The 26,797-nt window shown below is 72.0% G+C and carries 24 protein-coding genes, 5 tRNA genes and 1 pseudogene; 18 read left to right on the top strand and 12 right to left on the bottom strand.

The genetic code is table 11. The features are described 5' to 3' along the window. From ACIRVF_RS36630 to ACIRVF_RS36605, 6 genes and pseudogenes are all read right to left on the bottom strand, one after another. Positions 1-92 (bottom strand): annotated as a pseudogene (locus ACIRVF_RS36630) (roadblock/LC7 domain-containing protein); the annotation flags it as partial. Positions 93-102: 10 nt separating this feature from the next. Further along, a complete protein-coding gene (locus ACIRVF_RS36625) occupies positions 103-3,450 on the bottom strand; it encodes a nitrate- and nitrite sensing domain-containing protein (RefSeq protein ID WP_402828037.1) in 3,348 nt (1,115 codons plus the stop codon). A 429-nt stretch (positions 3,451-3,879) separates the two neighbouring features. After that, positions 3,880-4,458, bottom strand: a complete 579-nt coding sequence (locus tag ACIRVF_RS36620; RefSeq protein ID WP_402828034.1) for a GTP-binding protein — start codon at positions 4,456-4,458, stop codon at positions 3,880-3,882. After that, positions 4,439-4,864, bottom strand: coding sequence for a DUF742 domain-containing protein (locus tag ACIRVF_RS36615; RefSeq protein WP_030291321.1), 426 nt, complete (start codon positions 4,862-4,864; stop codon positions 4,439-4,441). The genes ACIRVF_RS36620 and ACIRVF_RS36615 overlap by 20 nt, the downstream gene beginning before the upstream one ends. Positions 4,865-5,025: 161 nt before the next feature. Next, on the bottom strand, positions 5,026-5,439 hold the full coding sequence (locus tag ACIRVF_RS36610) for a roadblock/LC7 domain-containing protein (RefSeq protein ID WP_030291361.1): 414 nt from the start codon (positions 5,437-5,439) through the stop codon (positions 5,026-5,028). 10 nt (positions 5,440-5,449) lie between these two features. Beyond that, the gene (locus ACIRVF_RS36605; protein ID WP_402828031.1) at positions 5,450-9,211 is read right to left on the bottom strand and encodes a nitrate- and nitrite sensing domain-containing protein; all 3,762 of its coding nucleotides are present in this window, start codon (positions 9,209-9,211) and stop codon (positions 5,450-5,452) included. A 638-nt stretch (positions 9,212-9,849) separates the two neighbouring features. Between ACIRVF_RS36605 and ACIRVF_RS36600 the strand changes: the two genes are divergently transcribed. From ACIRVF_RS36600 to ACIRVF_RS36565, 8 genes are all read left to right on the top strand, one after another. Further along, complete coding sequence (locus ACIRVF_RS36600; RefSeq protein WP_402828028.1) at positions 9,850-10,068, top strand: hypothetical protein; 219 nt, start codon at positions 9,850-9,852, stop codon at positions 10,066-10,068. 274 nt (positions 10,069-10,342) lie between these two features. Beyond that, positions 10,343-11,143 carry a fumarylacetoacetate hydrolase family protein gene (locus tag ACIRVF_RS36595; RefSeq protein ID WP_402828025.1) on the top strand — a complete coding sequence of 267 codons (801 nt, stop codon included), beginning with the start codon at positions 10,343-10,345 and terminating at the stop codon, positions 11,141-11,143. Beyond that, positions 11,136-12,635: a glutamate--tRNA ligase gene (gene gltX / locus ACIRVF_RS36590; protein ID WP_402828022.1), complete on the top strand. Its 1,500-nt coding sequence runs from the start codon at positions 11,136-11,138 to the stop codon at positions 12,633-12,635. The genes ACIRVF_RS36595 and gltX overlap by 8 nt, the downstream gene beginning before the upstream one ends. Before the next feature lie 249 nt (positions 12,636-12,884). Then, positions 12,885-12,956 (top strand) — tRNA-Gln (locus ACIRVF_RS36585). A 48-nt stretch (positions 12,957-13,004) separates the two neighbouring features. Next, positions 13,005-13,077: transfer RNA gene (locus tag ACIRVF_RS36580), tRNA-Glu, on the top strand. Between the two features lie 27 nt (positions 13,078-13,104). Next, positions 13,105-13,177 (top strand) — tRNA-Glu (locus ACIRVF_RS36575). Positions 13,178-13,203: 26 nt separating this feature from the next. After that, positions 13,204-13,276 (top strand) — tRNA-Glu (locus ACIRVF_RS36570). 49 nt (positions 13,277-13,325) lie between these two features. Beyond that, positions 13,326-13,400 (top strand) — tRNA-Gln (locus ACIRVF_RS36565). A gap of 140 nt (positions 13,401-13,540) precedes the next feature. Here ACIRVF_RS36565 and ACIRVF_RS36560 read toward each other — a convergent pair. After that, entirely contained in the window at positions 13,541-14,254 is a 714-nt protein-coding gene (locus tag ACIRVF_RS36560; RefSeq protein ID WP_030246527.1) for an IclR family transcriptional regulator, read from the bottom strand. Between the two features lie 231 nt (positions 14,255-14,485). Between ACIRVF_RS36560 and leuC the strand changes: the two genes are divergently transcribed. The 4 genes from leuC (at position 14,486) to ACIRVF_RS36540 (ending at position 17,896) form a co-directional block, all read left to right on the top strand. After that, the gene (leuC, locus tag ACIRVF_RS36555) at positions 14,486-15,916 is read left to right on the top strand and encodes a 3-isopropylmalate dehydratase large subunit (protein ID WP_402828019.1); all 1,431 of its coding nucleotides are present in this window, start codon (positions 14,486-14,488) and stop codon (positions 15,914-15,916) included. A 3-nt stretch (positions 15,917-15,919) separates the two neighbouring features. Continuing rightward, a complete protein-coding gene (gene leuD, locus ACIRVF_RS36550; RefSeq protein ID WP_402828016.1) occupies positions 15,920-16,516 on the top strand; it encodes a 3-isopropylmalate dehydratase small subunit in 597 nt (198 codons plus the stop codon). Between the two features lie 182 nt (positions 16,517-16,698). Next, positions 16,699-17,049: a hypothetical protein gene (locus ACIRVF_RS36545; protein ID WP_370863325.1), complete on the top strand. Its 351-nt coding sequence runs from the start codon at positions 16,699-16,701 to the stop codon at positions 17,047-17,049. A 133-nt stretch (positions 17,050-17,182) separates the two neighbouring features. Further along, entirely contained in the window at positions 17,183-17,896 is a 714-nt protein-coding gene (locus ACIRVF_RS36540) for an HU family DNA-binding protein (RefSeq protein WP_402828013.1), read from the top strand. A gap of 208 nt (positions 17,897-18,104) precedes the next feature. On the opposite strand, the gene ACIRVF_RS36535 is transcribed toward ACIRVF_RS36540, so the two are convergent. Together ACIRVF_RS36535 and cofC are read right to left on the bottom strand one after the other, a co-directional pair. Then, positions 18,105-18,329 (bottom strand): hypothetical protein, encoded by a 225-nt coding sequence (locus tag ACIRVF_RS36535; protein WP_402828010.1) that lies wholly within the window; start codon positions 18,327-18,329, stop codon positions 18,105-18,107. 82 nt (positions 18,330-18,411) lie between these two features. Continuing rightward, positions 18,412-19,095 carry a 2-phospho-L-lactate guanylyltransferase gene (gene cofC / locus ACIRVF_RS36530; protein ID WP_402828007.1) on the bottom strand — a complete coding sequence of 228 codons (684 nt, stop codon included), beginning with the start codon at positions 19,093-19,095 and terminating at the stop codon, positions 18,412-18,414. Positions 19,096-19,325: 230 nt separating this feature from the next. On the opposite strand from cofC, the gene ACIRVF_RS36525 reads away from it, so the two are divergent. The 3 genes from ACIRVF_RS36525 (at position 19,326) to ACIRVF_RS36515 (ending at position 22,369) form a co-directional block, all read left to right on the top strand. Further along, the gene (locus ACIRVF_RS36525) at positions 19,326-20,159 is read left to right on the top strand and encodes a lysophospholipid acyltransferase family protein (protein ID WP_402828004.1); all 834 of its coding nucleotides are present in this window, start codon (positions 19,326-19,328) and stop codon (positions 20,157-20,159) included. Between the two features lie 14 nt (positions 20,160-20,173). Beyond that, positions 20,174-21,157 carry an NAD(P)H-dependent glycerol-3-phosphate dehydrogenase gene (locus tag ACIRVF_RS36520; protein ID WP_402828051.1) on the top strand — a complete coding sequence of 328 codons (984 nt, stop codon included), beginning with the start codon at positions 20,174-20,176 and terminating at the stop codon, positions 21,155-21,157. A gap of 66 nt (positions 21,158-21,223) precedes the next feature. Then, positions 21,224-22,369, top strand: coding sequence for a D-alanine--D-alanine ligase family protein (locus ACIRVF_RS36515; RefSeq protein ID WP_402828001.1), 1,146 nt, complete (start codon positions 21,224-21,226; stop codon positions 22,367-22,369). Between the two features lie 59 nt (positions 22,370-22,428). Here ACIRVF_RS36515 and ACIRVF_RS36510 read toward each other — a convergent pair whose 3' ends face one another. Further along, positions 22,429-22,947 (bottom strand): DUF3515 domain-containing protein, encoded by a 519-nt coding sequence (locus tag ACIRVF_RS36510; protein WP_402827998.1) that lies wholly within the window; start codon positions 22,945-22,947, stop codon positions 22,429-22,431. 19 nt (positions 22,948-22,966) lie between these two features. Then, positions 22,967-23,200 (bottom strand): Lrp/AsnC family transcriptional regulator, encoded by a 234-nt coding sequence (locus tag ACIRVF_RS36505; protein WP_402827995.1) that lies wholly within the window; start codon positions 23,198-23,200, stop codon positions 22,967-22,969. Positions 23,201-23,407: 207 nt separating this feature from the next. Here ACIRVF_RS36505 and ACIRVF_RS36500 point away from each other — a divergent pair, with 207 nt between their 5' ends. The 3 genes from ACIRVF_RS36500 to thiD all read left to right on the top strand — a co-directional run bounded on the left by ACIRVF_RS36500 (position 23,408) and on the right by thiD (position 26,405). Further along, positions 23,408-24,373 carry a thiamine-phosphate kinase gene (locus ACIRVF_RS36500; RefSeq protein WP_402827992.1) on the top strand — a complete coding sequence of 322 codons (966 nt, stop codon included), beginning with the start codon at positions 23,408-23,410 and terminating at the stop codon, positions 24,371-24,373. A gap of 185 nt (positions 24,374-24,558) precedes the next feature. Then, positions 24,559-25,584 carry an ATP-dependent 6-phosphofructokinase gene (locus ACIRVF_RS36495; RefSeq protein ID WP_402827989.1) on the top strand — a complete coding sequence of 342 codons (1,026 nt, stop codon included), beginning with the start codon at positions 24,559-24,561 and terminating at the stop codon, positions 25,582-25,584. Between the two features lie 23 nt (positions 25,585-25,607). Continuing rightward, on the top strand, positions 25,608-26,405 hold the full coding sequence (gene thiD / locus ACIRVF_RS36490; RefSeq protein ID WP_402827986.1) for a bifunctional hydroxymethylpyrimidine kinase/phosphomethylpyrimidine kinase: 798 nt from the start codon (positions 25,608-25,610) through the stop codon (positions 26,403-26,405). Between the two features lie 145 nt (positions 26,406-26,550). On the opposite strand, the gene rpmB is transcribed toward thiD, so the two are convergent. Continuing rightward, the gene (gene rpmB, locus ACIRVF_RS36485) at positions 26,551-26,736 is read right to left on the bottom strand and encodes a 50S ribosomal protein L28 (protein WP_014138233.1); all 186 of its coding nucleotides are present in this window, start codon (positions 26,734-26,736) and stop codon (positions 26,551-26,553) included. Between the last annotated feature and the right edge of the window lie 61 nt (positions 26,737-26,797).

The following is a 26,797-nucleotide window of genomic DNA, read 5'->3' as shown; positions in this document are numbered from 1 at the left end:
TCCGCGGAGACCACCACGGTGTGGGACACCCCGGGGGTGTTGTCCACGAAATTGGTGATCAGCCAGTTCAGGTTCTGTGCGGCCTGGCTCATCTGAGTCAACTCAACGCTCCTGGTGGTTCGAGCCGCCGAAGAGATCGGTGCTCCGGTTCTGTCCGTTGCCGGACTGGTCTACCTGATCGGGGTCGATCCGGAAGCTTCCGGTGTTGCCGGCACTGCGGCCCTGCTCCACACCGCGGCGCAGGTTGGTGAGGCGGCCACGGACCTCCTCGGGGCTGCGGGAGACCTGCGGCCCCTCCTGCGGGGTGGGCTTGGCGTTGCCGGGCACCAGGTTCTGCTTGGGAACGCGCCGGGGCAGTCCGGCCCCGGTGGTGCCGGCGGACGAGGGCTCGCGCAGTTGCTCGGCACGCTGCCAGTCGCCGTCGTTCGGCGACTGCCAGGTGGAACTGGCGGTCGGGCCGGTCGGGCCGTATCCGCCGAGTGCGGACACGTCGTGGCCGCGGGCCTCGGTGGGCGAGGAGGTGTCCTTGGCGCCGGCGAACCAGTTCGGGCTCTCCCCGGACGGGTTGCCGAGGACCGGGGCGCTGCCCGGGCCGCCGCCCGCCAGCTGCTGGCCGGGGCGGCGCTGGGGCAGCCCGGACGGCAGGGTGGTGGCGGGCTCGGCGGCGGGCAGGGCGGGCGGCGCCGGGGCGTACGGGTGGCCGGCCGGGGCCTCCTCGGCCTGGTGGCCGTAGCCGTCCTGGGCGTACTCGTCCTGCTGGTAGCCGTACTGGTCGTCGGCGTACCGGCCGTCGGAGTAGCCGCCCTGGTCGTAACCCTGCTGCGGGTACTGGCCGTAGCCGTCCTGGGCGTACTCGTCCTGCTGGTAGCCGCCCTGGTCGTAGCCGTACTGGTCGTCGGCGTACTGGCCCTCGGCGTAGCCCTGGTCGTAGCCCTGCTGCGGGGCGTACTGGTCGTAGCCCTGCTGGTAGTCCTCCTCGACCTCGGCGTCCACCACGGGCGGCTGCGGGGCGCCCTCCAGGGCCGCGCGGCGGACCTGGTCGAGGCGCTGCGAGCGCTGGACGGCCTCCAGGGCCGGGCTGAAGCCGGAGGAGCCGGCGTTGCCGATGCCGGTCAGGTGGTCGTCGAAGCCCAGCTCCGCGGCGCTGCGGTCGCGGCCGTCGGGGGCCCACTCGGAGGTCGGCTCCTGGTCGGCGAAGATCCGGGAGACGGTGAACTGCTCCTCCGGCTCCGGCGCCACCGCGGACTGGGTGACGAACGGCGGGAGCATGACCAGCGAGGTGGTGCCGGCCGACTCGCCGGACGGGCGCAGCTGGACGCGGATGTCGTGCCGCTGGGAGAGCCGGCCGACCACGAAGAGGCCCATGCGGCGGGAGATGGTGGCGTCGACCGTGGGCGGCTCGGCCAGCTTCTCGTTGATCTCCGCGAAGTCGTCGGCGGTGAGGCCGATGCCCTTGTCGTGGATCTCGACCAGCACCCGGCCGTCCGGCAGGCGGGTCGCGTTGACCAGCACCCGGGTCTGCGGGCTGGAGAACGAGGTGGCGTTCTCCAGCAGCTCGGCGAGCAGGTGGACGAGGTCGGTCACGGCGGCGCCGACGACCTCGACCTCGGGGATGCCGGACAGCTCGACGCGCTCGTACTGCTCCACCTCGGAGGCGGCGGCGCGCAGCACGTCGACCAGCGGGACCGGGGTGTTCCAGCGGCGGCCGGCCTCCTCGCCGGCGAGGACGAGGAGGTTCTCACCGTTGCGGCGCATGCGGGTGGCGAGGTGGTCCAGCTTGAAGAGGTTCTCCAGCTGGTCCGGGTCGGCCTCGTTGTTCTCCAGGTCGGTGATCAGCGCCAGCTGGCGCTGGATCAGGCCCTGGCTGCGGCGCGACAGGTTGGTGAAGATCGCGTTGACGTTCCCTCGCAGCAGCGCCTGCTCGGCGGCGAGCGCCACGGCCTGCTGGTGGACCTGGTCGAAGGCGCGGGCGACTTCGCCGATCTCGTCCTTGCCGTGCAGCGGGATCGCGGACACCGAGGTGTCGACCCGGTCGGGGTCGGTCTTGGAGAGCTTCTCGACCAGGTCCGGCAGGCGGTGGTCGGCGATCTCCAGGGCGGCGCTGCGCAGGGTGCGCATGCCGAGGATCATCGAGCGGGCAACGTAACCGGTGAGCAGGCCGGCCAGGATCAGTGCGGCGACGACGATGACCGTGTTGAGGATGGCGTCGTAGAGCGCGTTGTCCTTGAGGTTGCGGGAGTCGGTGAGGACGTCGTCCAGCAGCGCGACTTCGGTGTTGCGCAGGGCCTGGATGTGGGTCCCGGCGGCCTGGTTCCAGTTGTCCGGGGTCAGACCGGCGTTCTTGGCCTCGGCGTAGGCGGCGTCGGCGGCGGCCTTGCCCTTCTGCTGCCCGATGGCGGCGGCCTCGGCGTAGTTGGCCGCGAGCGCCAGCAGGCCCTGCATGGTGGGCGCGGTGCCGTTGGGCATCTTGTAGGCCGAGCGGTCCTGGGCGGTGGCCAGGGCGACCTGCGCGTCCGCGTACTTCTTGGCGTCGACAGGGTCGCTACCGGTGGTGAACTCGCTGATCGAGACCTGTTCCAGCTTCTCGGAGACCAGGATCTGCTGGGTCATGTCCTGGTTCTCGTACCGCGTGGTCGCGCCCGTCGAGGCGCCGACCAGCAGGCTGAGCATCAGCGAGCGCTGGGTCGAGGCGGAGGCCTTGGCCAGGGACATCGCGTAGATCGCGCGGCCCTTGCTGGTGGCGTTGGCGGAGCCGTTGCCGACCGAGTTGTCGTAGGCCAGCAGCGGGGCGAACATCGTCGAGTAGGCGCTCGCGGTGGCGCTGGCGAACAGCTCCTTGCCGTACGCGACCTTGCGCAGGTGCGGCAGGTCGACCACCAGGGTCTCGAAGGCCTCGTGGCGGCGCGGCAGCTCGCCGGACTTGTCGGAGGCCGCGTACGCCGCCTCGTAGGCCTTCAGCGCGGCGTCGGTGTCGGCGCGGCGCTTGGTGACCTCGTTGTTCGGGTCCTGCCCCGTCATCAGGGGTATCAGGGTCTTGTCGCGCTCGTTCTCCAGCGCTTCGGCGAGTTCGGTCGCCGCCTTGGCCAGCTCGGCGGTCTTCTCGGCGCGGGAGGCCTTGATGTAGCCGTCGACCGAGGTGTTCACTCGCAGACCGCCGAAGACCAGACTGATGATCACGGGGATCAGCAGGATCGCGATCAGACGGGTCGGCACGCGCCAGTTGCGCGGACGGAGGAAGTCGTACCGGCTGGAGCCGCCGTCGCCCGCAGGACCGGCGCCCGGGCGCGGCTCGTTGGCCGCGGTCGGGGGCTTGGGGGCCGGGACGGTCGGGGTGCGCTCCTCGGTGGGAGTGAACGCGGAGAATCCGGCCTGTTCCGCGGCGGCGCCGTTCGGCTCGCTCTGGCGGGGCTCGGAGCGCCGCTGCGGGGCGGGTTGCTGCTTACGCCTCACTCGACTACTACCTCTCGGCCGACTTGCCGGCCATGGATCAATCCAGCGCTACCCCCGGGGCCCTGGCCCGCCGCCGGACGGCCGGCGCGGGATATTCAGGGGTAGCTGGAATTTCAGCACGTGCAGGGATGGGGGACAAACAGCCGCCGTATGAGGCCCGCGTCGTCACAATCCGGACAATCAGTGACATGGCGGAGCAAATCCGTGGTCACCTGGCGCTGAGTGACGCTGATTCGCCACGCTGCGTCATTGTTGATCACAAAATGCCTACCGAACTGTTATCCGCTGCTTATACACGGGCCTTGCGCACGGCCCCGCTAGGGCATCGGCCGGTGAGCGCCGCCGCCCCGGCGATCCGTCAGTGTGACGGCTCGCCGGGGCCGGACGGTTCCGCTGTTCTCCTGTTCGGTGCGGCGATCGCGCGTTCGACTACCGCAGCCGGGCCAGCAGGGCGTGCTCGACCAGGGTGATCAGGGCGCTCTTGGCGCTGTCCCGACGCCGGGCGTCGAGCGCGATCACCGGGGTGTCGGCGCTGAGCTGCAGCGCCTCGCGCACCTCGTCCGCGGTGTGCGGCTGGTGGCCGTCGAAGCCGTTGAGGGCGACGACGAAGGGCAGGCCGCTGTTCTCGAAGTAGTCGAGGGCGGGGAAGCAGTCGGCGAGGCGTCGGGTGTCGACGAGGACGACGGCTCCGATGGCGCCCCGGACGAGGTCGTCCCACATGAACCAGAAGCGGTCCTGTCCGGGGGTGCCGAACAGGTAGAGGATGAGGTCCTCGTCGAGGGTGATGCGGCCGAAGTCCATGGCGACGGTGGTGGTCGTCTTGCCGGAGACGTGGCTGATGTCGTCGATGCCGGCGGAGGCCGAGGTCATGACGGCTTCGGTGCGCAGGGGGTTGATCTCGGAGACGGCGCCGACGAGCGTGGTCTTGCCGACACCGAAGCCGCCCGCGATGACGATCTTCGCGGAGGTCGTGGCGCGGGCGGGTCCGTTAGAGCTTGCGAAGTCCACTGAGGACCCTTTCGAGCAGCGTGACATCGGGCGTTCCGCCCGACTCGCCCGCGGCGGCGGGCTGGTGGATGGCGACGAGACCGGCCTCGGCCAGGTCGGCCACGAGGATGCGGGCCACACCGAGCGGCACGCCGGCCAGTGCGGAGATCTCCGCGATGGACTTGACCTCACGGCAGAGGTTCACGATCCGGGCGTGCTCGGGCAGCAGCCCGGTGGTGCGCTCGGCCGAGCCCGTGGTCGAGATCAGCGCCTCGATCGCGAGCTGGTACCGGGGCCGGGTCCGGCCGCCGGTCATCGCGTACGGGCGGACCAGCGGCTGCTGCTCGTAGCCGTCGGACTGCTGCCCGCCGTAGCCGCTGCCGTACCCGTTGCCGTACGGGCCGGCGGGTGTCGAGGGCGGGGTCATGGGTCCTCCTTGTGCTGCAGCCTTGGGCAGCCGGTTCCAGCTGGGGCGGTGCCAGCTGAGGCGGGATCAGCTGCCTGAGGGTAGCTGAGGGTGGGGCGCCGGGTCCGGTCGGGTCGGACCCGGTGCGGGGTGGAACGGTGGGAGATCCGCGCGGGTTCCGGTCAGTGCAGGAGACTGCCCTGGAGTTCCGCGCGGAGTGCGGGGGTGAGGACGGCGCCGGCTCGGTCGACGAGCAGGGCCATCTCGTAGCCGACGAGGCCGATGTCGGAGTCGGGTGCGGCGAGGACGGCGAGGGCGGAGCCGTCGCTGATGGCCATCAGGAACAGGAAGCCGCGCTCCATCTCGACGACGGTCTGGTTGACCTCGCCGCCTTCGAAGATCCGGCTGGCGCCGGAGGTGAGGGAGGTGAGGCCGGAGGCGACGGCGGCGAGCTGGTCGGCGCGGTCGCGCGGGAAGCCTTCCGACATGCACAGCAGGAGGCCGTCCGCGGAGACCACCACGGTGTGGGACACCCCGGGGGTGTTGTCCACGAAATTGGTGATCAGCCAGTTCAGGTTCTGTGCGGCCTGGCTCATCTGGTTCAACTCAACGCTCCTGGTGATCTGCGCCGTTGCCGTCGGTCCGGCCACCGAAACTATCGAATCCGGCCTGCTGGGCACCATGCTGGAAGCCCGGCGGGTTGCCGGCCTGCTCGGCCCCGGCCCGGCGGCCCTGCTGGATGCCGCGGCGCAGGTTGGTCAGGCGTCCGCGGACCTCCTCGGGGGCCCGGGAGACCTGGGGACCGGTCAGCGGTGAGGCCTCGGCGGTGCCGGAGACCAGGTTGGCCTGCGGGGTCCGCCGGGGGAGGCCGGACATGGTGACACCGCTGGTCGAGGGCTCGCGGACCTGCTCGGCCCGGCGCCAGCGCTCGTCGTTCGCGGACGGGCGCCACGGCGCGTCACCGGTGAGCGGCTGGCCCTGCTGGGGCTGGCCCTGCGGGACCTGCTGCTGCGGGGCCTGGGGCTGAGCCTGCTGCGGCCGGCCCTCCTGCTGGAACTCCGGCGCGGAGGTGCCGGGACGGCGCGGCTGGTACGAACCGGGCCGGGCCTGCTGCGGGTCCTCGGCCTGCTGCGGGTACCACGGCTGCTCGCCGGTGACCACGGACGGGCCGGTCGGCAGCGCCATCGGCTCCTGCCGCTGCGGCTGCTGGACCGGCTGCGGCTGCTGCTGGACCGGCTGGGGCTGCACCGGCTGCGGCTGGGCCGGGTTCGGCACGTTCGGCAGCACCGGCTCCACCAGACCGAGGCCCAGCGGGTCACGCGGGTCGATCTGGCTGGCCTCGAAGCGCGGCCGGGCGAACTGCTGGGTGCTCTCCACCGGGGCCGGCTCGGCCGCCGGCAGCGGCTGGGGCTGCTGCTGCGGGGGCAGCTGCGGCTGCTGGCCCGGCTGCTGGGTGTCCGGACCGGGGCGCTGCGGACGGCGCTGACCCTGCGGACCCTGGGGGCCCTGCGGACCCTGGGGGCCCTGCGGACCCTGACCCTGGCGGACCGGGGCACCGGGGCCCTGGCGGCCGGGGGCGCGCTGCGGCAGGCCGTCCTGCGGACGGTTGCCCGGACGGGCACCCTGCTGCGGGGCGCCGGGACCGCCCGGACGGCCGTGCTGCGGCTGCTCGCCGGTCTGCGGGACCGGCGCGCCCGGACCGGCCTCGGGGCGCGGACGCTCCTGGCCGGGGCGGCCCTGGCCGCGGCGCGGCAGACCGTTCGGGCCGCCCTGCGGCGGGCCCTGACGGCCCGGGGCGCGCTGCGGCAGACCGCCCTGCGCCGACTGCTGCGGCCGGCCCTGCGGGGCCTGCTGCTGCGGGGCGGGCTGGGGCTGACCCTGCTGCTGTCCCTGCTGGGGCTGACCCTGCTGGGGCTGTCCCTGCTGGGCGGGAGCCGGCCGGCCCTGGCCGCGCCGGCCGGGGCCCTGGCCGCGGCCCTGCTGCTCCTGCTGGCCCGCCTGCGCCGGGTTCTCGCGCAGCGACTGGCCGACCTGACGGGTCGGCAGTCCGCCCAGCCCGCCGGCGCGGCCGCCGGGCGCACCCGGGCCGGTCGGCGCGACAGGGGCCGCGGGAGCGGCCGGACCGCCCTGGCCGAGCTGCGGACGGCCGCTCTGCGGAGCGCCGCCGGACGGGCCCTGGCCGAGCGCGGCCGGACCGTTCTGACGGCCGGGCGGCACCTGACGTTGCTGGCGCGGCGTCGGGGCGACCCCGCGCTGCTGCTTGCCCGGGCCGCCGGAGCCCGCGCGGCCGGGGGTCCGGCGCTCGGCGGAGTTGGTGACGTCGACCGGGAGCATGACCAGCGCGGTGGTGCCGCCGGAGTCGCTCGGGCGCAGCTGGATCCGGATGCCGTGTCGCAGGGACAGGCGGCCGACCACGAAGAGGCCCATGCGGCGGGAGACGGAGACGTCCACCGTCGGCGGGTTGGCCAGGCGCTCGTTGATCTCGGCGAGGTCGTCGGGGCTGAGGCCGATGCCGGTGTCGTGGATCTCGACCAGCACCCGGCCGTCGGGCAGGGCGTGGCCGGTGACCCGGACGCGGGTCTGCGGGCTGGAGAACGAGGTGGCGTTCTCCAGCAGCTCGGCGAGCAGGTGGACGAGGTCGTTGACGACGCGGCCGGCGACCTCGGCCGACGGCACGGCGGCGAGCTCGATGCGCTCGTACTGCTCCACCTCGGAGGCGGCGGCGCGGAGCACGTCGACCAGCGGGACGGGGCGGGTCCAGCGGCGGCCCGGGTCCTCACCCGCGAGGACGAGGAGGTTCTCACCGTTGCGGCGCATGCGGGTCGCGAGGTGGTCCAGCTTGAACAGGTTGGCCAGCTGGTCCGGGTCGGCCTCGCGGCTCTCCAGCTCGGAGATCAGCGACAGCTGGCGCTGGATGAGGCCCTGGCTGCGGCGCGAGAGGTTGGTGAACATCGCGTTGATGTTGCCTCGCAGGAGGGCCTGCTCGGCGGCGAGGCGGACGGCCTCGCTGTGCACCATGTCGAACGCGTGGGCCACGTGGCCGATCTCGTCGGTCGAGTCGACGGCGACCGGCTCGACCGTGGTGTCGACGTCGTGCGGGTCGCTCTCGGAGAGCGTCTTGACCAGCTCGGGCAGGCGCCGCTCGGCGACGTCCTCGGCCGCGGTCTGCAGTCGGGTCAGCGAGCGCACCATCGAGCGGGCGATCAGACCCGCGCCGCCGAGGGCGACGAGCAGGGTCAGGGCGACGGCGGCACCGATGATCAGGGCCTCGGTGTCGGCCTGGGACTGGAGGTCCTGGGCCTTTCCGTCGAGGTCCTCGATCAGCTTGGCCTCGATCCGGCGCTCGGCGGTGATCTTGGTGCTGGCCTTCTCGTACCAGTCCTTGTACGTGACCGGCTCGGTCTGGTGGATGCCGCCCGGCTGGAGGATCGAGCGCGAGTAGCGGTCGGCCTCGGCGACCACGTTGTTGTAGCTCAGCTGGCCGCGCAGGTTGTCCAGATCGTGCGCGGAGTAGATGTTGTTGAAGCCGTTGAGCGCGTTGTCGTACGTGGTGCGCAGGCGGATGCCGAAGGACTCGTCGCTCGCGCTCAGGTCCGGGCCCTTGGGGTTGGCCAGACCGGCGCTGATCAGCGCCCGCTGCTGCGAGGTGGCGTCCTTGGCCAGCGAGAACTGCTGCAGGGCGCGGGTGGCGACCAGCAGGTCCTTGTTGTTGGAGGCGAGCGCGATGTCCTGGGTGATGTCCAGCAGGTCGCGGATGATCACGTCGTACGCGGTGATCGTCGCCTGGATGTTCTGGTTGTTCTGGTACGGCGTGTTGCGCGCGTCCGCGATCGAGTTCAGGTCCTTGCGGATCTGGAACAGCAGCGCCTTCCCCCCGGAGAGTTCGAGGTTCTCGAACTTGTCCGAGGAGGTGGTGAAGGTGCGGCTGAGGTCGTCGGTGGACTTGCGGGCCGCGACGATGTCGTCGTCCAGCGGCTCGTTCGGCTTGTTGGTGATGTAGCCGGCGCTGATGTCGCGCTCGGTCTGCAGGGCGTCCGCGAGGTTCGTCGCCTTCTTGGCCAGGTCGGACAGGTTGGCCATCTGGGCGAGTTGCTGCGAGTTCTCCAGCGAGGTCTGGATGCGCAGCCCACCGAGGACCAGCGAGACCAGGATGGGCAGTGCGAGCAGCGCGATCAGGCGGGTTCGGATGCGCCAGTTGCGCATCGCGAGCCGGCTCAGACCGGTGGCGCGGCGCCTGGTCAGGGTGGTCCGGAGCTTGTCTCTGGCGGACTTGCGCTCCTGGCCGTCGTCCTCCGGGCGGGCGGGGGCCTCGGGCGTCACCGGGCCGGCCGGGCCGCCGGGGGCCGCCGCCTGTTGAGGGGCTGCCACAGGCTCGCGCGACTCCGGGTCACCCGCGGCGCCGCTACCCCTTTTGAAACGTCCCTGCACTGGCGTCGCAACCTCTGGACCGGGCGTCCCGCCGCGTCGCCACGGCCTGGACGGTGTCGAGTTTCCATCCGCACCCCGGCCGGTCCGGGAGAGCGGGTCACCGGGGTGGACTGCTCCCTACCCACGGTCCGTGGCATTCCAGCACAGCGAGGGAATCCCAACAAGGGCCGCAGGAACCGACCGCCGTGTACTACCGAACGCATGCGCGGTCTCACTGACTGTGCGGTAACCGGACCGGAATACCGCCTTTTTCGGACACTCGCCGGATACATGCCAACGTGGCCCGAGATCGACAAGAGTCGCAGACCTGCCGGAATGACCGTTCCGCGTGGAATGTCGGGAAATTCCGATGCGGCGAAATGTCGGATATAAGTGATTTGCTCGTCAATTTGTGAGCAAAATCACAGACTAATGTGTAGCTTTGGTCACGGCGTCTGTGGAAAGAGATCTCGTAACCTGGCTGTCTCCGGAGCACGGCCCTGATCAGCCTGCCCAGAACCCCTCCGAATCAATCGGAATCACTCCGGCCGGTGCGGATCCCTGGCGGTCCACCCGGCCACGACCACGAGGTGCTCTCGATGTCCCTGGCGAAGAAGGCCACCAAGTCCACGCTGTCCTGCCGCCCGACGGCGAACCCGCGCCGGACCACGCTGGCCTCGGTCGAGGACTTCAGCAAGATCCCGGGCGCCCGCAAGGCCGAGGACGTCGTCACCTACGGCACCGAGCTGCCGGCCGTCACCGCCAACCCGCGCCGCACCCAGCTGATGGTCGCCCCGGTCGTCACCGTCCTGGACTGATCCGACCAGCGCTCCGCCGAGGGCGCCGTGGACCCGCACCGCCGCGGTCCACGGCGCCCTCCGCCGTCAGGGCCCGTCCGCCTTCCGGCGCTCCCGGCGCTTCGGCCCGGGGCGGGTCCACCCCAACCACGCTGAACAGGGGCAAAGCGGTCGGGGAGGGCCCCACGCGATAGCCTGGACGTCGATTGACGGGGCCGCGCCCGGTGCGGGCGAGGCGCCCGAGCAGCGCCCGGGGGCGCCCCGGGCGGCCGACGAAGCGAGGGGTAGCCCAGCCGTGCGCATTGCCAGGTTTTCCGTCCGGGAAGGGAGCCCTGCCGCCGGCAGCGTTTCCTTCGGCGTGGTCGAGGGGGACCCTTCCCGGCCCGACTCGCTGGTCGTCCACGAGCTGGCCGGCCACCCGTTCGGCCAACCCCAGCCCACCGGTGAGAGCTACCGCTTCCAGGACGTCAGGCTGCTCAGCCCGATGCTCCCCAACAAGATCGTGGCGGTCGGCCGCAACTACGCGGCGCACGCGGCCGAGCTGGGCAACGACGTCCCGGACGTCCCGCTCACCTTCTTCAAGCCGTCCACCTCGGTGATCGGCCCGACCGAGAACATCGCGTACCCGCCGTTCTCCTCGGACGTCCACCACGAGGCCGAACTCGCCGTGGTGATCGGCCGGATGTGCCGCGAGGTGCCGCTGGACCGGGTGCCCGAGGTGATCCTCGGCTACACCTGCGCCAACGACGTCACCGCCCGGGACGTCCAGCAGCGCGAGGGCCAGTGGGCGCGGGCCAAGGGCTTCGACACCGCCTGCCCGCTGGGGCCGTGGATCGAGACCGACCTCGACCCGGGTGACCTCGCCATCACCTGCACGGTCAACGGCGAGCTCCGCCAGACCGGCCGCACCTCCCTGATGATCCGCTCGGTCGCCGAGCTGATCGTCCACATCTCCGAGGCCATGACGCTGCTGCCCGGCGACGTCATCCTCACCGGCACGCCCGCAGGGGTGGGCCCGCTCAACGTCGGCGACGAGGTCGCCGTCTCCATCGAAGGCATCGGCACTCTCACCAACAAGGTGATCAAGCGTGGCTAACACTGACCCGGCCGTCCGGGTTCGCTTCTGTCCGTCCCCGACCGGCAACCCCCACGTGGGCATGGTCCGCACCGCCCTGTTCAACTGGGCCTACGCGCGCCACACCGGCGGCACCATGGTCTTCCGGATCGAGGACACCGACTCCGCCCGCGACTCCGAGGAGTCGTACGTCCAGCTGCTCGACGCCATGAGCTGGCTCGGGCTCGACTGGGACGAGGGTCCGGAGGTCGGCGGCCCCCACGCGCCGTACCGCCAGTCCGAGCGGATGGACATCTACGCCGACGTCGCCCGCCGCCTGCACGAGGCCGGCCACGCCTACCACTGCTACTGCAGCACCGAGGAGCTGGACGCCCGCCGCGAGGCCGCCCGCGCGGCCGGCAAGCCCTCCGGCTACGACGGCCACTGCCGGAACCTGACCGACGACCAGGTCGCGGTCTACAAGCTGGAGAAGCGCGAGCCGATCCTGCGCTTCCGGATGCCCGACCGGACCATCTCCTTCGACGACCTGGTCCGCGGCACGCTCACCTTCGAGCCGGAGAACGTGCCGGACTACGGCATCGTCCGGGCCAACGGCGCCCCGCTGTACACCCTGGTCAACCCGGTGGACGACGCCCTGATGGGCATCACCCACGTGCTGCGCGGCGAGGACCTGCTGTCCTCCACCCCGCGGCAGATCGCGCTGTACGCGGCGCTCGCCGACATCGGCGTGGGCACCGGCGCCACCCCGCGCTTCGGCCACCTGCCGTACGTGATGGGCGAGGGCAACAAGAAGCTCTCCAAGCGCGACCCGCAGTCCTCGCTCAACCTGTACCGCGAGCGCGGCTTCATCCGCGAGGGCCTGCTCAACTACCTGTCCCTGCTGGGCTGGTCGCTGGCCGAGGACCGCGACCTGTTCGACATGGACGAGATGGTCGCCGCCTTCGACGTCGCCAAGGTGAACTCCAACCCGGCCCGCTTCGACCTGAAGAAGTGCGAGGCGATCAACGCCGAGCACGTCCGCCGGCTGGCCCCGGAGGACTTCGTCAAGCGCCTGGTGCCGTTCCTGCAGGGCCCCGGCCTGCTGCCGGCCGAGCCGACCGCCGAGCAGCTGGACCTGCTCGCCCGGATCGCGCCGCTCACCCAGGAGCGGATGGTCGTCCTCAGCGAGATCGTGAACATGGCCGGCTTCCTGTTCGTCGACCCGGCCGACTTCACCGTCGACCCGGACGACGCGGCCAAGGTGCTGACCGCCGACGCCCGCCCGGTGCTGGAGGCCAGCGTCAAGGCGCTGGAGGAGCTCACGGACTTCACCCCCGAGCCGATCCAGGCCGCGCTGCGCGAGGCGCTGGTGGAGGGGCTGGGCATCAAGCCCAAGTTCGCCTTCACGCCGCTGCGGGTGGCCGTCACGGGCCGCCGGGTCTCGCCCCCGCTGTTCGAGTCGATGGAGCTGCTCGGCCGCCCCGAGACGCTCCGCCGGCTGCGCTCCGCCCTGGACGCCCTGCCGGCCGCCTGAGGCCGTCCTCAAGGGCCGCTGAGCAGCCCGCGGGCCCGGCTCCGTGCCGGGCCCGCGGCGCACCCGGACGTCCCCGGACGTCCTCCCGGCCGCTGCCTGCGGTTATCGATTTTGGAGCCGGGGCCGACGTCGGGTAATGTTCTTTCTGCGCCGCCCGGGAGGGAACGGACGAGGGAGCGAAAGCCCCTCGGAACGGGACCGACCGAGAGGCGCAACGCCTGAGAAGGGCCCTCCGGGGTTCAACTCTGGTGGGGTATGGTGTAATTGGCAGCACGACTGATTCTGGTTCAGTTAGTCTAGGTTCGAGTCCTGGTACCCCAGCGCTGTACGATCGGCAACGGTCGCACCGCAGTACAAATGAAGATCCAAGCCCCCGTTGTGTAGCGGCCTAGCACGCTGCCCTCTCACGGCAGTAGCGCCGGTTCGAATCCGGTCGGGGGTACTGATCCCGCAAGGGATCGCCTGGAAAGCCCCCGTTGTGTAGCGGCCTAGCACGCTGCCCTCTCACGGCAGTAGCGCCGGTTCGAATCCGGTCGGGGGTACTGATCCCGCAAGGGATCGCCAGGATGCCCCCGTTGTGTAGCGGCCTAGCACGCTGCCCTCTCACGGCAGTAGCGCCGGTTCGAATCCGGTCGGGGGTACTTCAGAGCAGGAAGCCGATGGGCTCGCCCATCGGCCCTTGCTTTGTGTTGGGGTATGGTGTAATTGGCAGCACGAGTGATTCTGGTTCATTTAGTCTAGGTTCGAGTCCTGGTACCCCAGCCAGTAAATGGAGAGGCCCCGCCCGGCGGGGTCTTTTTCGTTTTCCCCGAATGCTTTCGAAGGGCCCCGCTCGGAGTCGAGCGGGGCCCTTTCGTTTTCGGTGGGGGAGTGGGGGGACGGGGTGAGTGGGGGAGTCGGCCGGGTCAGCTCCGGCGCAGCGCCTCGGTGAGCCGGTTCGCGGCCTCGATGATGGCCTGGGCGTGCAGCCGGCCCGGGTGGCGGGTCAGGCGCTCGATCGGGCCGGAGACGGAGACGGCGGCCACCACGCGGTTGGAGGGGCCGCGGACCGGCGCGGAGACGGACGCGACGCCCGGCTCCCGCTCGCCGATCGACTGGGCCCAGCCGCGCCGCCGGACGCCGCTCAGCGCGGTGGCGGTGAAGCGGGCGCCCTGGAGGCCGCGGTGGAGCCGCTCGGGCTCCTCCCAGGCCAGCAGGACCTGGGCGGCCGAGCCGGCCTTCATCGGCAGGGTGCTGCCGACCGGGACGGTGTCCCGCAGGCCGGAGAGCCGCTCGGCGGCGGCTACGCAGATCCGCATCTCGCCCTGGCGGCGGTAGAGCTGTGCGCTCTCGCCGGTGACGTCGCGCAGGTGGGTCAGGACCGGGCCCGCGGTGGCGAGCAGCCGGTCCTCGCCCGCCGCGGCGGAGAGTTCGGACAGGCGGGGGCCGAGGATGAAGCGCCCCTGCATGTCCCTGGTGACCAGACGGTGGTGTTCGAGTGCGACGGCGAGTCTGTGGGCCGTGGGGCGCGCCAGACCGGTGGCGGCGACCAGCCCCGCCAACGTGGCGGGGCCCGACTCCAGTGCGCTCAGCACCAGAGCGGCCTTGTCGAGAACGCCGACGCCGCTAGTGTTGTCCATGCCCTAAGACTGCAGTCTCATTCCGCGAGACGCAAGTTCAATCTTCCGGGAAAAGCGCCACTCTGGATGCAGCAGCCCGGGAGACATCCAGGATGGGACCTCGTCAGAGTGTCCGCATCGTGGACAGCGATCCGGCGTGCAGGTCTCGCGAACGCGCTCCGCACGGACGGCGCACGCAGTGACCCCGACGACACGAGAAGGCCGGCAACGCGGCCGGCTGGAGGGAATCCGATGGGACGGACACTCGCAGAGAAGGTCTGGGACGACCACGTCGTGCGGCGCGTGGAGGGCGAGCCCGACCTCCTGTTCATCGACCTGCACCTGCTCCACGAGGTCACCAGTCCGCAGGCCTTCGACGGGCTGCGGCTGGCCGGCCGCAAGGTCCGCCGCACCGATCTGACGATCGCCACCGAGGACCACAACACCCCGACCCTGGACATCGACAAGCCGATCGCCGATCCGGTCTCCCGGGTGCAGCTGGAGACCCTGCGCCGCAACGCGGCCGAGTTCGGCGTCCGGATCCACTCGCTCGGCGACGTCGAGCAGGGCGTGGTCCACGTCGTCGGTCCCCAGCTCGGCCTGACCCAGCCCGGCACCACCGTGGTCTGCGGCGACTCCCACACCTCCACCCACGGCGCCTTCGGCGCGCTGGCGTTCGGCATCGGCACCAGCCAGGTCGAGCACGTGCTGGCCACCCAGACCCTGCCGCTGGCGCCCTTCCGGACCATGGCGATCACCGTCGAGGGCGAACTGCCCGAGGGCGTCACGGCCAAGGACCTGATCCTGGCCGTCATCGCGAAGATCGGCACCGGCGGCGGCCAGGGCTACGTCCTGGAGTACCGCGGTTCGGCGATCCGGAGCCTGTCCATGGAGGCCCGGATGACCGTCTGCAACATGTCCATCGAGGCGGGCGCCCGGGCCGGCATGATCGCCCCGGACGAGACCACCTTCGCCTACCTCAAGGGCCGCCCGCACGCCCCGCAGGGCGAGGACTGGGACGCCGCCGTCGAGTACTGGCGGACCCTGGTCACCGACGAGGACGCGGTCTTCGACCACGAGGTGTTCATCGACGCGAGCGAGCTGACCCCGTTCGTCACCTGGGGCACCAACCCCGGCCAGGGCGCCCCGCTCGGCTCGAACGTCCCCCACCCCGAGGACTTCGCCGACCCGCAGGAGCGGGTGGCCGCCGAGAACGCCCTGAAGTACATGGGCCTTGAGCCCGGCACCCCGCTGCGCGAGGTCGCCGTCGACGCCGTCTTCGTCGGCTCCTGCACCAACGGCCGGATCGAGGACCTGCGCGCCGCCGCCGCCGTCCTGGAGGGCCGCAAGGTCGCCGACGGGGTACGGATGCTGGTCGTCCCGGGATCCGTCCGGGTCGCCCTGCAGGCCGTCGAGGAGGGCCTGGACAAGGTGTTCACCGCCGCGGGGGCCGAATGGCGGCACGCCGGCTGCTCGATGTGCCTGGGCATGAACCCCGACCAGCTCGCCCCCGGCGAGCGCTGCGCCTCCACCTCGAACCGCAACTTCGAGGGCCGCCAGGGCAAGGGCGGCCGCACCCACCTGGTCTCCCCGCAGGTCGCCGCCGCGACCGCCGTCCTGGGCCGTCTGGCCTCCCCGTCCGACCTGTCCGACCGTTTCGCCGACGCCACCGTGGAGGCCTGAGCCATGGAGAAGTTCACCACCCACACCGGCCGGGCCGTCCCGCTGCGCCGCAGCAACGTGGACACCGACCAGATCATCCCGGCCCACTGGCTCAAGAAGGTCACCCGATCCGGTTTCGAGGACGGGCTGTTCGAGGCCTGGCGCAAGGACGACTCGTTCGTCCTGAACCGGCCCGAGCGCCGGGGCGCCACCGTCCTGGTGGCCGGGCCCGAGTTCGGCACCGGCTCCTCCCGCGAGCACGCCGTCTGGGCGCTGCAGAACTACGGCTTCCACGCGGTGATCTCCTCGCGGTTCGCCGACATCTTCCGCGGCAACTCGCTCAAGAACGGCCTGCTGACCGTCGTGCTGCCCCAGGAGACCGTGGAACGACTCTGGTCGCTCACCGAGAGTGACCCTTCGGCCGAGATCACCGTTGATCTGGAGAAGCGGGAAGTCCGGGCCGAAGGCGTCACCGCGCCCTTCGAACTGGACGACAACGTCCGGTGGCGGCTGCTCAACGGCCTGGACGACATCAGCATCACCCTGCAGAACGAGGCCGACATCGCCGCCTACGAGGCGACCCGCCCGGCGTTCAAGCCCCGTACTCTGCCGGTCTCCTGAGTTCCCCTCAGAACAAGCATTCTGACGATCCACCGGATGGCCCGCGCTCCCCCTCGGGGGGGCCGGGCCATCCGGCGTTCCGGAGCACGAGTTAGCGCCGGGCGCTCCCCGGATTGCCCATTCGGCTTTGCGGAAGAGGGCCCCGCGCAAGTACAACTGCGGGTAGATGGCACAATCAGTACATGCACCGGCACCATGAACCTCCGTACGCGGGCGGCGAACCCGCGTCCGAGGAGTCCATGGGCCGGGGATCCGAACGCCGAATTGACGATCGGCCGGACGTCACCTCCGCAACACCAGCTGAGGCGCCGGACGACCCGGAAGTCGCAGCGCTCTACGCGCTCGTGGCCGAGCGGTTGAAGCAAGCTCACGCCCGCGTGCATGCGCTGAACGTGTCTGTCGATGCAAAGACCGCTCTCACCCGTCAACTGCTCATCGTCACCGAGACCGCCAAGCGCGATCTTCCGGAGGCGGCAAGGCGGTTGAGTCGCTTTGTACATGACCTCGACGAGGGGCACCCGCCGCTCGACTGAGGTCGCGGACGCGCAAATCCATTGCGACACTAGGGTGATTCGCGCGTTTGGTAATTGAAAGTCCGCAGATACATACCTAACGTGCGAAAAGAACGGATGGAATCATCCGGCGCCCGTTTCCGAAGGGGAAGACGTGAACAAGGCTCAGCTTGTCGAAGCGGTGGCCGAGCAGCTGGGCGGTCGCAAGGCTGCCGCAGAGGCCGTCGACGCAGTGCTCGACACCATGGTCCGTGCCGTTGTGGCCGGTGACCGGGTTTCGGTCACCGGTTTCGGCACCTTCGAGAAGGTGGAGCGCTCCGCGCGCTTCGCCCGCAACCCGCAGACCGGCGAGCGGGTCAAGGTCAAGAAGACCTCGGTCCCCCGCTTCCGCCCGGGCCAGGGCTTCAAGGACCTGGTCAGCGGCAGCAAGAAGCTGCCGAAGGAAGGCCCCTCGGTGAAGAAGGCCCCCAAGGGCTCCCTCACCCCGGGCAAGACCGGCGTCGCCGCGACCCCGGCCGCCAAGCGTGCCGCCACCAAGCGCGCCGCCACCGCTGCCGCCGCCGCCCCGGCCGCGACCAAGAAGGCCGCCGCCAAGAAGGCGACCACCACGGCTGCCGCCAAGAAGACCACGGCCACCGCCGCGAAGAAGGCGCCCGCCGCCAAGAAGGCGACCACCACCGCCGCCGCCAAGAAGACCACGGCGACCGCGACCAAGAAGACGGCCGCCGCCAAGAAGGCGACCACCACCGCCGCCGCCAAGAAGACCACGGCCACCGCCAAGAAGGCGACCGCCACGGCCAAGAAGACGGCGCCGGCGAAGAAGACCGCCACCCGCAAGACCACCGCGCGCAAGACCTCTGCCAAGTAGGTCCCGCGCGACCGTCCTCGGACGGCCTTCGGCCAGGAGCCGCGGCACCCCCTCCCGCGAACGCGGAGACCGGGTGGCCGCGGCTCTCTCGATTTCCGGGCGCTCAGTCAGGATTCGGTGGCAGCCGTCGGCCGGGCGCGGGGAGCCGCGGGACCGGCGGGAACAGCGGTGCCGCCGCTACCGGCGGGGGAGCCGGAGCCCGGCGGGGTCAGCGCCCCTCGGCGGGGTCGGGGAAGGTCTGCAGGGTCACGAAGACCACCCGGCGGCCCTCGCCGGTGCCCTCGGTGCGGATCCGCACCCGCTGGCCGGGCCGCAGCAGCCGCAGGCCGCCGGCGTCGAAGGCGGCCGCGTCGAACGGCACCGGGGTCCCGTCGTCGAGCAGCACGGAGCCGGCCCGGGTGGCGGGGTCGAAGGTGAACGCGGTGGCCTGCATGCCAGCAGCATAGCGAGCGGCCCGGACGGGCCCGCCGGTCAGGAGTGCTCCGGGAGCGGGTGCGGCAAGCGCCGGGCCGGGGTCAGGAACGACTCATCCGGGCGAACAGCGCACTGGTGTACGGGCCCAGGCCGAGCGCCGCCGCCTCGCCGAGGTCGGCACCGGTGTCGACGTCCCGGCGCACCGACTCCACGCCCGCCAGGCGCAGTTCGAGCGCCCCGCCGGCCGCGTGCCGGGCCCGTGAGCCGTCCCCGAAGGCGGGGGAGAGCGGACGGCCGGGGGCGCTGGCGAGCAGGGTGGTGCCCAGGCCCGGGGAGTCGGGCAGGAAGGCCCGTCCGTTCGTCGGCACCGCGCCCAGCACCCGGGCGAGTTCGGCCGGCCGCAGGGCCGGCAGGTCCGCCGAGAGGGCGGCCAGCGGTGCCCGCGGGGCGAGTGCGAGGGCGGCCGAGGCGCCGTGCGCCAGCGCCCGGTTGAGGCCGCCGCCGGGTTCGTCGGCGACCACCAGGGCGCCGAGCGCGGCCAGGCGGGCGCCGGCCGTGGCGTCCCGGGTGACCACCAGGACGCGCGCGACGCCGGGGGTGGCCAGCGCGGCGGTGACCGTGTCGAGGGCGAAGGACAGGGCCAGACCGGCCCGGTGCGGCCCCGCGTACGGGGCCAGTCGGCTCTTCGCCAGGGCGAGTGGCTTGAGCGGCAGCACCAGCGACCAGTCGGCGGCGGGTGCGGCGGGCGCGACGGGCCCGGTGGGGCGTACGGTGTCCTGGGTCATCGGCGTCATTGTGACGCCGGTCCCGGAGCCCTCGCCAGGCCGTCCGAGCTGTGCGGACGTGCGTTTGATCACGCCCGCCGGGCGGGTTGGTGCGCTCGCTCGACAGTCGGCGAGCAGGCGGGCGACACTGTTCCGCGCCCGTGCGCCGGGCCCCGGTCGCAGCGGTGCGCGGCACCGGGAGGCTATGACCGCGGCACCCCACGTGCCGCATCGAAAGAGAAGGAGCTGGGGTGGCCCGCCGCTCGTACGCCAAGTTCGGCAACGCCGACTACGGCATCTGGTACCGCTTCGCGGCCGTGCTGGTGAAGCCGGTGACGACCGCCCTGGTGAAGCCCGACTGGCGGGGCTGGGAGCACATTCCGAAGGAAGGCGGCTTCATCGCCGCGGTCAACCACAATTCGATCATCGACCCGGTGATCTACGCGCACTGGCAGTACAACAGCGGGCGTCCGCCGCGGATTCTCGGGAAGTCCTCGCTGTTCTCCATTCCCTTCATCGGATTCATGCTCCGCAAGACCGGTCAGATTCCGGTGTTCCGCGAGTCCACCGACGCCGCGCAGGCTTTCCGGGCCGCGATCGACGCCGTCAACAACGGCCAGTGCGTGCAGTTCTACCCGGAGGGAACACTCACCCGGGACCCGGACCTGTGGCCGATGACCGGCAAGAACGGCGTCGCCCGGGTCGCGCTGATGACCGGTGCGCCGGTCATCCCGGTCGCGCACTGGGGCGCCCACGAGATCATCCCGCCGTACGGCCGGGCCGGTTACGGCAAGGGCAGGTTCAACCTGTTCCCCCGGCACCGGGTGACCGTGGCGGCCGGGCCCGCGGTCGACCTGAGCAAGTACCGGGGCCAGGAGCTCACCGCCCAGGTGCTCAACGACGCCACCGAGGACATCATGGCGGCGATCACCGCAGTGCTGGCCGGGATCCGCGGCGAGCAGCCGCCGGCCGAGCGCTACGACATGCGCAAGGCCGCCCGCGAGCGGGCCGCCGCCGCGCTGGCCGAGCGCCGCCGGGCCAAGGGCAGCCCCGGCGACAACGACGGTGAGGGGACGGGCCGGTGACCCGCTGCGCCGTGATGGGGACCGGCTCGTGGGGCACCGCGTTCGCGATGGTGCTGGCCGACGCCGGCTGCGAGGTCGTGCTGTGGGCCCGCCGCCAGGAGCTGGCGGACGCCGTCAACACCACCCACGAGAACCCGGACTACCTGCCGGGCGTCCGGCTCCCCGACTCCGTCCGGGCCACCACCGACGCCGCCGAGGCGCTGGCCGGCGCCGACTTCGCGGTGCTCGTGGTGCCCTCGCAGACGCTGCGCGACAACCTGGCCGCCTGGGCGCCGCTGATCGAGCCGCAGACCGTGCTGGTCAGCCTGATGAAGGGCATCGAACTCGGCACCGCCAAGCGGATGAGCGAGGTCATCGACGAGGTCACCAAGGTCGGCCCGGAGCGGGTCGCGGTGGTCAGCGGGCCCAACCTGGCCAAGGAGATCGCCAACCGGCAGCCCGCCGCGAGCGTGGTGGCCTGCACCGACGAGTCGGTCGCCAAGCGGCTCCAGGCGGCCTGCCACACGCCGTACTTCCGGCCGTACACCAACACCGACGTGGTCGGCTGCGAACTCGGCGGCGCGGTCAAGAACGTGATCGGCCTGGCCGTCGGCATGGCGGCCGGCATGGGCCTCGGCGACAACACCAAGGCGACGCTCATCACCCGCGGGCTGGCCGAGACCACCCGGCTCGGCGAGGTGCTGGGCGCCGACCCGCACACCTTCGCGGGGCTGGCCGGGATGGGCGACCTGGTGGCCACCTGCTCCTCGCCGCTGTCGCGCAACAACACCTTCGGCATGAACCTGGGCCGGGGCATGTCGCTGGCCGAGACCATCGCGGCCACCCGGCAGACCGCGGAGGGCGTCAAGTCCTGCGAGTCGGTGCTGGACCTGGCCCGGCGCAGCGGGGTCGACATGCCGATCGTCGAGGCCGTGGTGGACGTGGTGCACAACGGGCGGCCGACCCAGGAGGCGCTGCAGGCGCTGATGTCGCGCTCGGCCAAGGCGGAGCGGCGCTGACGTCGCGGCGCTCCGGGAAGGCGTTGACTTCCCGGAAACACGTCGCACGGTAGTCTCAAACGCGATATGAGCATCGAACAGACCCCCCCGAACCCGTCCGCCCCGAAGCCGCGCGTGGCGCTGGTCTTCGGCGGGCGCAGCTCCGAGCACGCGATCTCGGTCTCGACCGCGGGCAGCGTTCTGCGGGCGATCGACCGCGACAAGTACGACGTGCTGCCGATCGGCATCACCCACGAGGGCCGCTGGGCGCTGACCAGCGACGAGCCGGCCCGGATGGCGATCACCGACGGCCGGCTGCCGGACGTGGCGCACGTCGCCGAGGACGTCGACGGGCAGGTCGCGCTGCCGGTCTCCCCGGGCAGCCGTGAGGTGCTGCTGAGCGAGCCCGGGAGCGCCCCCAAGGCCCTCGGCGAGGTCGACGTGGTGTTCCCGCTGCTGCACGGCCCGTGGGGCGAGGACGGCACGCTCCAGGGCCTGCTGGAGCTCTCCGGCGTCCCGTACGTCGGCAACGGCGTGCTGGCCAGCGCGGCCGGCATGGACAAGGAGTTCGCCAAGCGGATCCTGGCCTCGCACGGCCTGGGCGTCGGCCACTACACGGTCGTGCGGCCGCGCGAGTGGGACACCGAGCAGGGCCGCGCCGCCGTGCGCGAGCGGGTCGCCGGGCTCGGCCTGCCGGTGTTCGTGAAGCCCTGCCGGGCCGGTTCCAGCATCGGCATCACCAAGGTCCGGGACCTGGCCGAGCTGGACGCCGCGATCGAGGAGGCCCGCCGGCACGACCCCAAGCTGATCATCGAGGCGGGCGTCTCCGGCCGCGAGATCGAGTGCGGCGTGCTGGAGTTCGAGGACGGCCCGCGGGCCAGCGTCCCGGCCGAGGTGCTGGTCGGCGAGGGCTTCGACTTCTACGACTTCGAGGCCAAGTACATCGACTCCTCCGAGGTCCGGATCCCGGCCGAGCTGACCGCCGAGGAGGTCGCGGAGATCCGGCGCCAGGCGGTGGCCGCGTTCGAGGCCTTCGGCTGCGAGGGCCTGGCCCGGGTGGACTTCTTCCTGCTGGAGGACGGCAGCTGGATGATCAACGAGATCAACACCATGCCGGGCTTCACCCCGATCTCCGCCTACCCGAAGATGTGGGAGGCCAGCGGGGTCTCGTACGCGGAGCTGATCGACCGGCTGCTGCAGAGCGCGCTGCGCCGCTCGACCGGCCTCCGGTAGCACGGCGCGGGGGCGGGCCGGGGACTCCCCGGCCCGCCCCCTCGCGCCGGGGCGGTGCTTCAGCCGGGGATGTTGGCCTTGACGAGCGGGGTCAGCGCGGCGGCCGGGTCGAAGGCGTTCTGCGCGGCTCCGGCCGGGACGGTCACCTCGACGTAGGCGGCGCGCATGGTGGTCACGAAGCGGTAGCCGCCGTCGCCGAGCTTCTGGGACCACCAGGTGACGTCGTCGACGGTCGGGGAGAAGTCCGCGGCGTGCGGGCCGTTCAGCTCCTCCGGCCGGTCGACGCCGCAGCGCAGCACCGTCCGGGGCGAGCTGCCCCAGGCGGCCACGTACGGCGAGGCGGGCGACGGGTCCCTGCGGGGGTGGCCGAGCAGCTCCTGCGGGAGCGCGGCGGCCAGGGCCCGGCAGTACCCGGCCGCCCGGCCGGAGGGCTGCGGCACCTCGACGGCCGGGTCGGCCGAACTCCAACTGCCGACCAGCGCCACCACGGTGCAGGTCAGCGCCACCGGCACGGCCAGCCAGCGGACCGGCGCGGGGAGCGCGGTCAGCGCCTTCGGGATGCGGAGTTCTCTGGCCACCCGCCGATGGTAGCCGGGACTACAGGTGGACCACCGGACAGGTGAGGGTGCGGGTGATGCCCTCCACCTTCTGGACCTTGGCGACCACCATGCGGCCCAGGTCGTCCACCGTCTCGGCCTCGGCCTTGACGATCACGTCGTACGGACCGGTGACGTCCTCGGCCGTGAGCACGCCGGGGATCTTCGAGACGGTCTCGGCCACCGCGGTGGCCTTCCCTACCTCGGTCTGGATCAGGATGTATGCCTGTACCACGGGTGACCTCCCGGCGGCCGGTTGGGGGGATCGCCGCCGTGATCGCCCGGTCTGGCGCAGGGGTGGATGCGGGCTCACCGGCAGGCTGATCACCACGCTACCGCGCAGCGGGCCGGGGAGGGGAGACTTCCGCACCCCCGAAGGGCGTACGCTGCGCGCGGGGGAGCGCGACGGGGGCTGGAACTTGGAAACGCGAGAGGACGGCAGATGCAGGGGACCGTGGGCGAGCTCGGCGAGTTCGGACTCATCAGGGAGCTGACCGCCCGGGTACCGCTCACCGACGCGGTCGACCTCGGCCCCGGGGACGACGCCGCGGTGGTGAAGGCCCCGGACGGCCGGGTGGTGGCCACCACGGACGTCCTGATCGAGAACCGGCACTTCCGCCGGGACTGGTCCACCGCCTACGACGTGGGCCGCAAGGCCGCCGCCCAGAACCTCGCCGACGTGGCCGCGATGGGCGCGGTGCCGACCGCGATACTGCTCGGGCTGGTCGCCCCCGCCGACCTGCCGACCACCTGGGCCACCGAGCTGATGGACGGGCTGCGCGACGAGTGCCAGGTCGCCGGGGCGACGGTGGTCGGCGGCGACGTGGTGCGCGGCGACACCGTCACGCTGGCGATCACGGCGCTCGGCGACCTCCAGGGGCGCGCGGCGGTGACGCGCTCCGGCGCCCAGGTCGGCGACGTGGTCGCGGTGAGCGGCTGGTTGGGCTGGTCCGCGGCCGGACTGACCGTGCTGCAGCGCGGGTTCCGCTCCCCGCGCGCCTTCGTGGAGGCGCACCGCCGGCCCGAGCCGCCGTACCACGCGGGCCCGGCCGCGGCCGAGTTGGGCGCGACCTCGATGATCGACGTGAGCGACGGGCTGGTCGCCGACCTCGGCCACGTGGCCCGGGCCAGCGAGGTGGACATCGACCTCAGGGCCGCCGACTTCGACGTCCCGGCGCAGATGGCCGACATCGGACAGGCGGTCGGGGTGGACCCGTTGGTCTGGGTGCTGTCCGGCGGTGAGGACCACGCGATCGTGGCGACCTTCCCGCGCGGGGTCCAACTCCCGTCCCGCTGGCGGGTGGTGGGCGAGGTCACCGGCCGTCCGCGGGGTTCGCGCAGCGGCCGGGTGACGGTCGACGGCGCACCCTGGGACCGGGTCGGCGGCTGGGACCACTTCTCCGAGTGACGCACTTCGCCGACCGGGGTACGGCGTACGGCTGACGGGCCGTGGACGCCGGTGCGGGCGCGTGACGCTCCGGGCGTTGCGGCGGCGGGCTTCCAGGATGCGTTTTGCGTAGGCTTGCGGCATCCGAGCCCGCCCGCCGTCCGGCGCGGGCCGTCCGATCCACTGCGAGCGGGAGCACACCCCACATGCGCATCGGTGTACTGACCAGCGGCGGCGACTGCCCGGGCCTCAACGCGGTGATCCGCTCGGTCGTGCACCGGGGCACGGACGTCCACGGCGACGAGATCGTGGGCATCCAGGACGGCTTCCTCGGCCTGATCGAGGGCCGCACCAGGCCGGTCTCGCACGACGACGTCACCGGTCTGCTCACCCTCGGCGGCACCATCCTGGGCTCGGCCCGGGTGCAGCGCGACCGGATCGCCTGGGCGGTGGAGAACGCCAGGACGCTGGCCAGGGACATCCGCATCGACGCGCTGATCGCGATCGGCGGCGAGGGGACGCTGACCGCCGCCAAGCTGTTCAGCGACGCCGGGCTGCCGGTCGTCGCGGTGCCCAAGACCATCGACAACGACATCGACGCCACCGACGTCACCTTCGGCTTCGACACCGCGGTGCACGTGGCGACCGAGGCGATCGACCGGCTGAAGACCACCGCCGAGTCCCACCAGCGCGTCATGGTGGTGGAGTTGATGGGACGGCACACCGGCTGGATCACCCTCACCGCGGGCATGGCCGGCGGCGCCCACGGCATCCTGATCCCGGAGAAGCCCTTCGACATCGAGGCGGTGGCCCGGATGGTCGAGGACCGCTTCGACCGCGGCAAGAAGTTCGCCATCATCGCCGTCGCCGAGGGCGCCGCCCCGATGCCCGGCACCATGCGCTTCGACCACGGGGACGTCGACCAGTACGGCCACCGCACCTTCGGCGGGATCGGCAACCGGCTCGCCCACGAGCTGGAGAACCTGCTCGGCAAGGAGGCCCGCCCGGTCATCCTCGGTCACACCCAGCGCGGCGGCACCCCGACCGCCCGGGACCGGGTGCTCGCCACCCGCTTCGGCTGGCACGCGGTGGAGGCCGTCCACCGGGGCGCGTTCGGGCACTTTACCGCGCTGCGCCGGACCGGCATCGAGCTGCTGCCGATCGGGCAGGCGGTGACCAGGCTGAAGACCGTGCCGGAGAACCGCTGGGCGGAGTCCGAGGCCGTGCTCTGAACCGCCGGAGGTAGGTTGGGCGCATGTCCTCCACCGCACCTCCCCGCGTGCTCACCGTCGCCGGCTCCGACTCCGGCGGCGGCGCCGGCATCCAGGCCGACCTCAAGGCGATGCTCGCCCTCGGCGTCCACGGCATGAGCGTGATCACTGCTGTCACCGCGCAGAACTCGCTCGGCGTCCAGGGCTACTGGGAACTGCCCGCCGAGGCCGTCCGGGCGCAGTTCCGCAGCGTGGTGGACGACATCGGGGTGCAGGCCGTGAAGACCGGCATGCTCGCCTCGATCGAACTGGTCGAGACCGTCGCCGACCTGCTCTCCGGGGTGGACGCCCCGGTGGTGGTCGACCCGGTGGGCGTCTCCAAGCACGGGGACGCGCTGCTGGCCGCCGAGGCGGTGGCCACCGTCCGGGAGAAGCTGCTGCCGGTCGCCACCGTGGTCACCCCCAACCTGCACGAGGTGACGCAGCTCACCGGCCGGACCGTCGAGGACGAGTCCCAGATGCTGGCCGCCGCCGCGGCGCTGCTGGACCTCGGGCCGCGCTGGGTGCTGGTCAAGGGCGGCCACCTGGAGGGCGAGGCCGCCGACCTGCTGTACGGGGGGCCCGGCGAGGTCCACTGGTACCGCGCGCCGCGCTACGACAACCGGCACACCCACGGCACCGGCTGCACCCTGGCCAGCTCGATCGCGGCCGGCCTGGCCAAGGGCGAGCCGCTGCCCGAGGCGGTCGGCTCGGCCAAGGAGTACATCACCGGCGCGATCGCCGGGGGCTTCGCCCTGGGCGCCGGGATCGGCCCGGTCGACCACGCCTGGCGCTGGCGCTGACCGGAACGCAGTGATGGGCGGGCCCCTGGAGGGGGTCCGCCCATCACCGGTGCGTCCGGAAAGCGTGACCGGTCCCGGAAACAGCGAAGCCGGCCCATCCGGGGATGAACCGACTCACTGGAGGACCGGCATGCCGGTCTGCGCGTCAGCGCGAGACCTTACCGGCCTTGATGCACGAGGTGCAGACGTTGAGCCGCTTCGGCGTCCGCCCAATCACAGCGCGCACCGTCTGGATGTTGGGGTTCCAACGACGGGGGGTACGGCGGTGAGAGTGGGAGATGCTGTTGCCGAAGCCCGGCCCCTTGCCGCAGACGTCGCAGTTGGCAGCCACAGGAGTCACTCCAAGACTTCAGATCAGTTACTTTCGAAAACCCCGCCCACCCACCGGAGCA

This window comes from Kitasatospora sp. NPDC101157 (genome assembly GCF_044768255.1).
In the GTDB taxonomy this organism is placed as follows: Bacteria; Actinomycetota; Actinomycetes; order Streptomycetales; family Streptomycetaceae; genus Kitasatospora.
Note: the sequence above shows the minus strand (reverse complement) of the source record. Positions and strands in the feature narration are given on the sequence as shown.

Bases quoted from the DNA above. Each gene is read 5' to 3' on its own strand.
- ACIRVF_RS36615 (WP_030291321.1), bottom strand. From the start codon at position 4,864: ATGACCCCGCCCTCGACACCCGCCGGCCCGTACGGCAACGGGTACGGC.
- ACIRVF_RS36610 (WP_030291361.1), bottom strand. From the start codon at position 5,439: ATGAGCCAGGCCGCACAGAACCTGAACTGGCTGATCACCAATTTCGTG.
- ACIRVF_RS36600 (WP_402828028.1), top strand. From the start codon at position 9,850: ATGTCCCTGGCGAAGAAGGCCACCAAGTCCACGCTGTCCTGCCGCCCG.
- ACIRVF_RS36560 (WP_030246527.1), bottom strand. From the start codon at position 14,254: ATGGACAACACTAGCGGCGTCGGCGTTCTCGACAAGGCCGCTCTGGTG.
- leuC (WP_402828019.1), top strand. From the start codon at position 14,486: ATGGGACGGACACTCGCAGAGAAGGTCTGGGACGACCACGTCGTGCGG.
- leuD (WP_402828016.1), top strand. From the start codon at position 15,920: ATGGAGAAGTTCACCACCCACACCGGCCGGGCCGTCCCGCTGCGCCGC.
- ACIRVF_RS36545 (WP_370863325.1), top strand. From the start codon at position 16,699: ATGCACCGGCACCATGAACCTCCGTACGCGGGCGGCGAACCCGCGTCC.
- ACIRVF_RS36535 (WP_402828010.1), bottom strand. From the start codon at position 18,329: ATGCAGGCCACCGCGTTCACCTTCGACCCCGCCACCCGGGCCGGCTCC.
- cofC (WP_402828007.1), bottom strand. From the start codon at position 19,095: ATGACCCAGGACACCGTACGCCCCACCGGGCCCGTCGCGCCCGCCGCA.
- ACIRVF_RS36520 (WP_402828051.1), top strand. From the start codon at position 20,174: ATGGGGACCGGCTCGTGGGGCACCGCGTTCGCGATGGTGCTGGCCGAC.
- ACIRVF_RS36515 (WP_402828001.1), top strand. From the start codon at position 21,224: ATGAGCATCGAACAGACCCCCCCGAACCCGTCCGCCCCGAAGCCGCGC.
- ACIRVF_RS36500 (WP_402827992.1), top strand. From the start codon at position 23,408: ATGCAGGGGACCGTGGGCGAGCTCGGCGAGTTCGGACTCATCAGGGAG.
- ACIRVF_RS36495 (WP_402827989.1), top strand. From the start codon at position 24,559: ATGCGCATCGGTGTACTGACCAGCGGCGGCGACTGCCCGGGCCTCAAC.
- thiD (WP_402827986.1), top strand. From the start codon at position 25,608: ATGTCCTCCACCGCACCTCCCCGCGTGCTCACCGTCGCCGGCTCCGAC.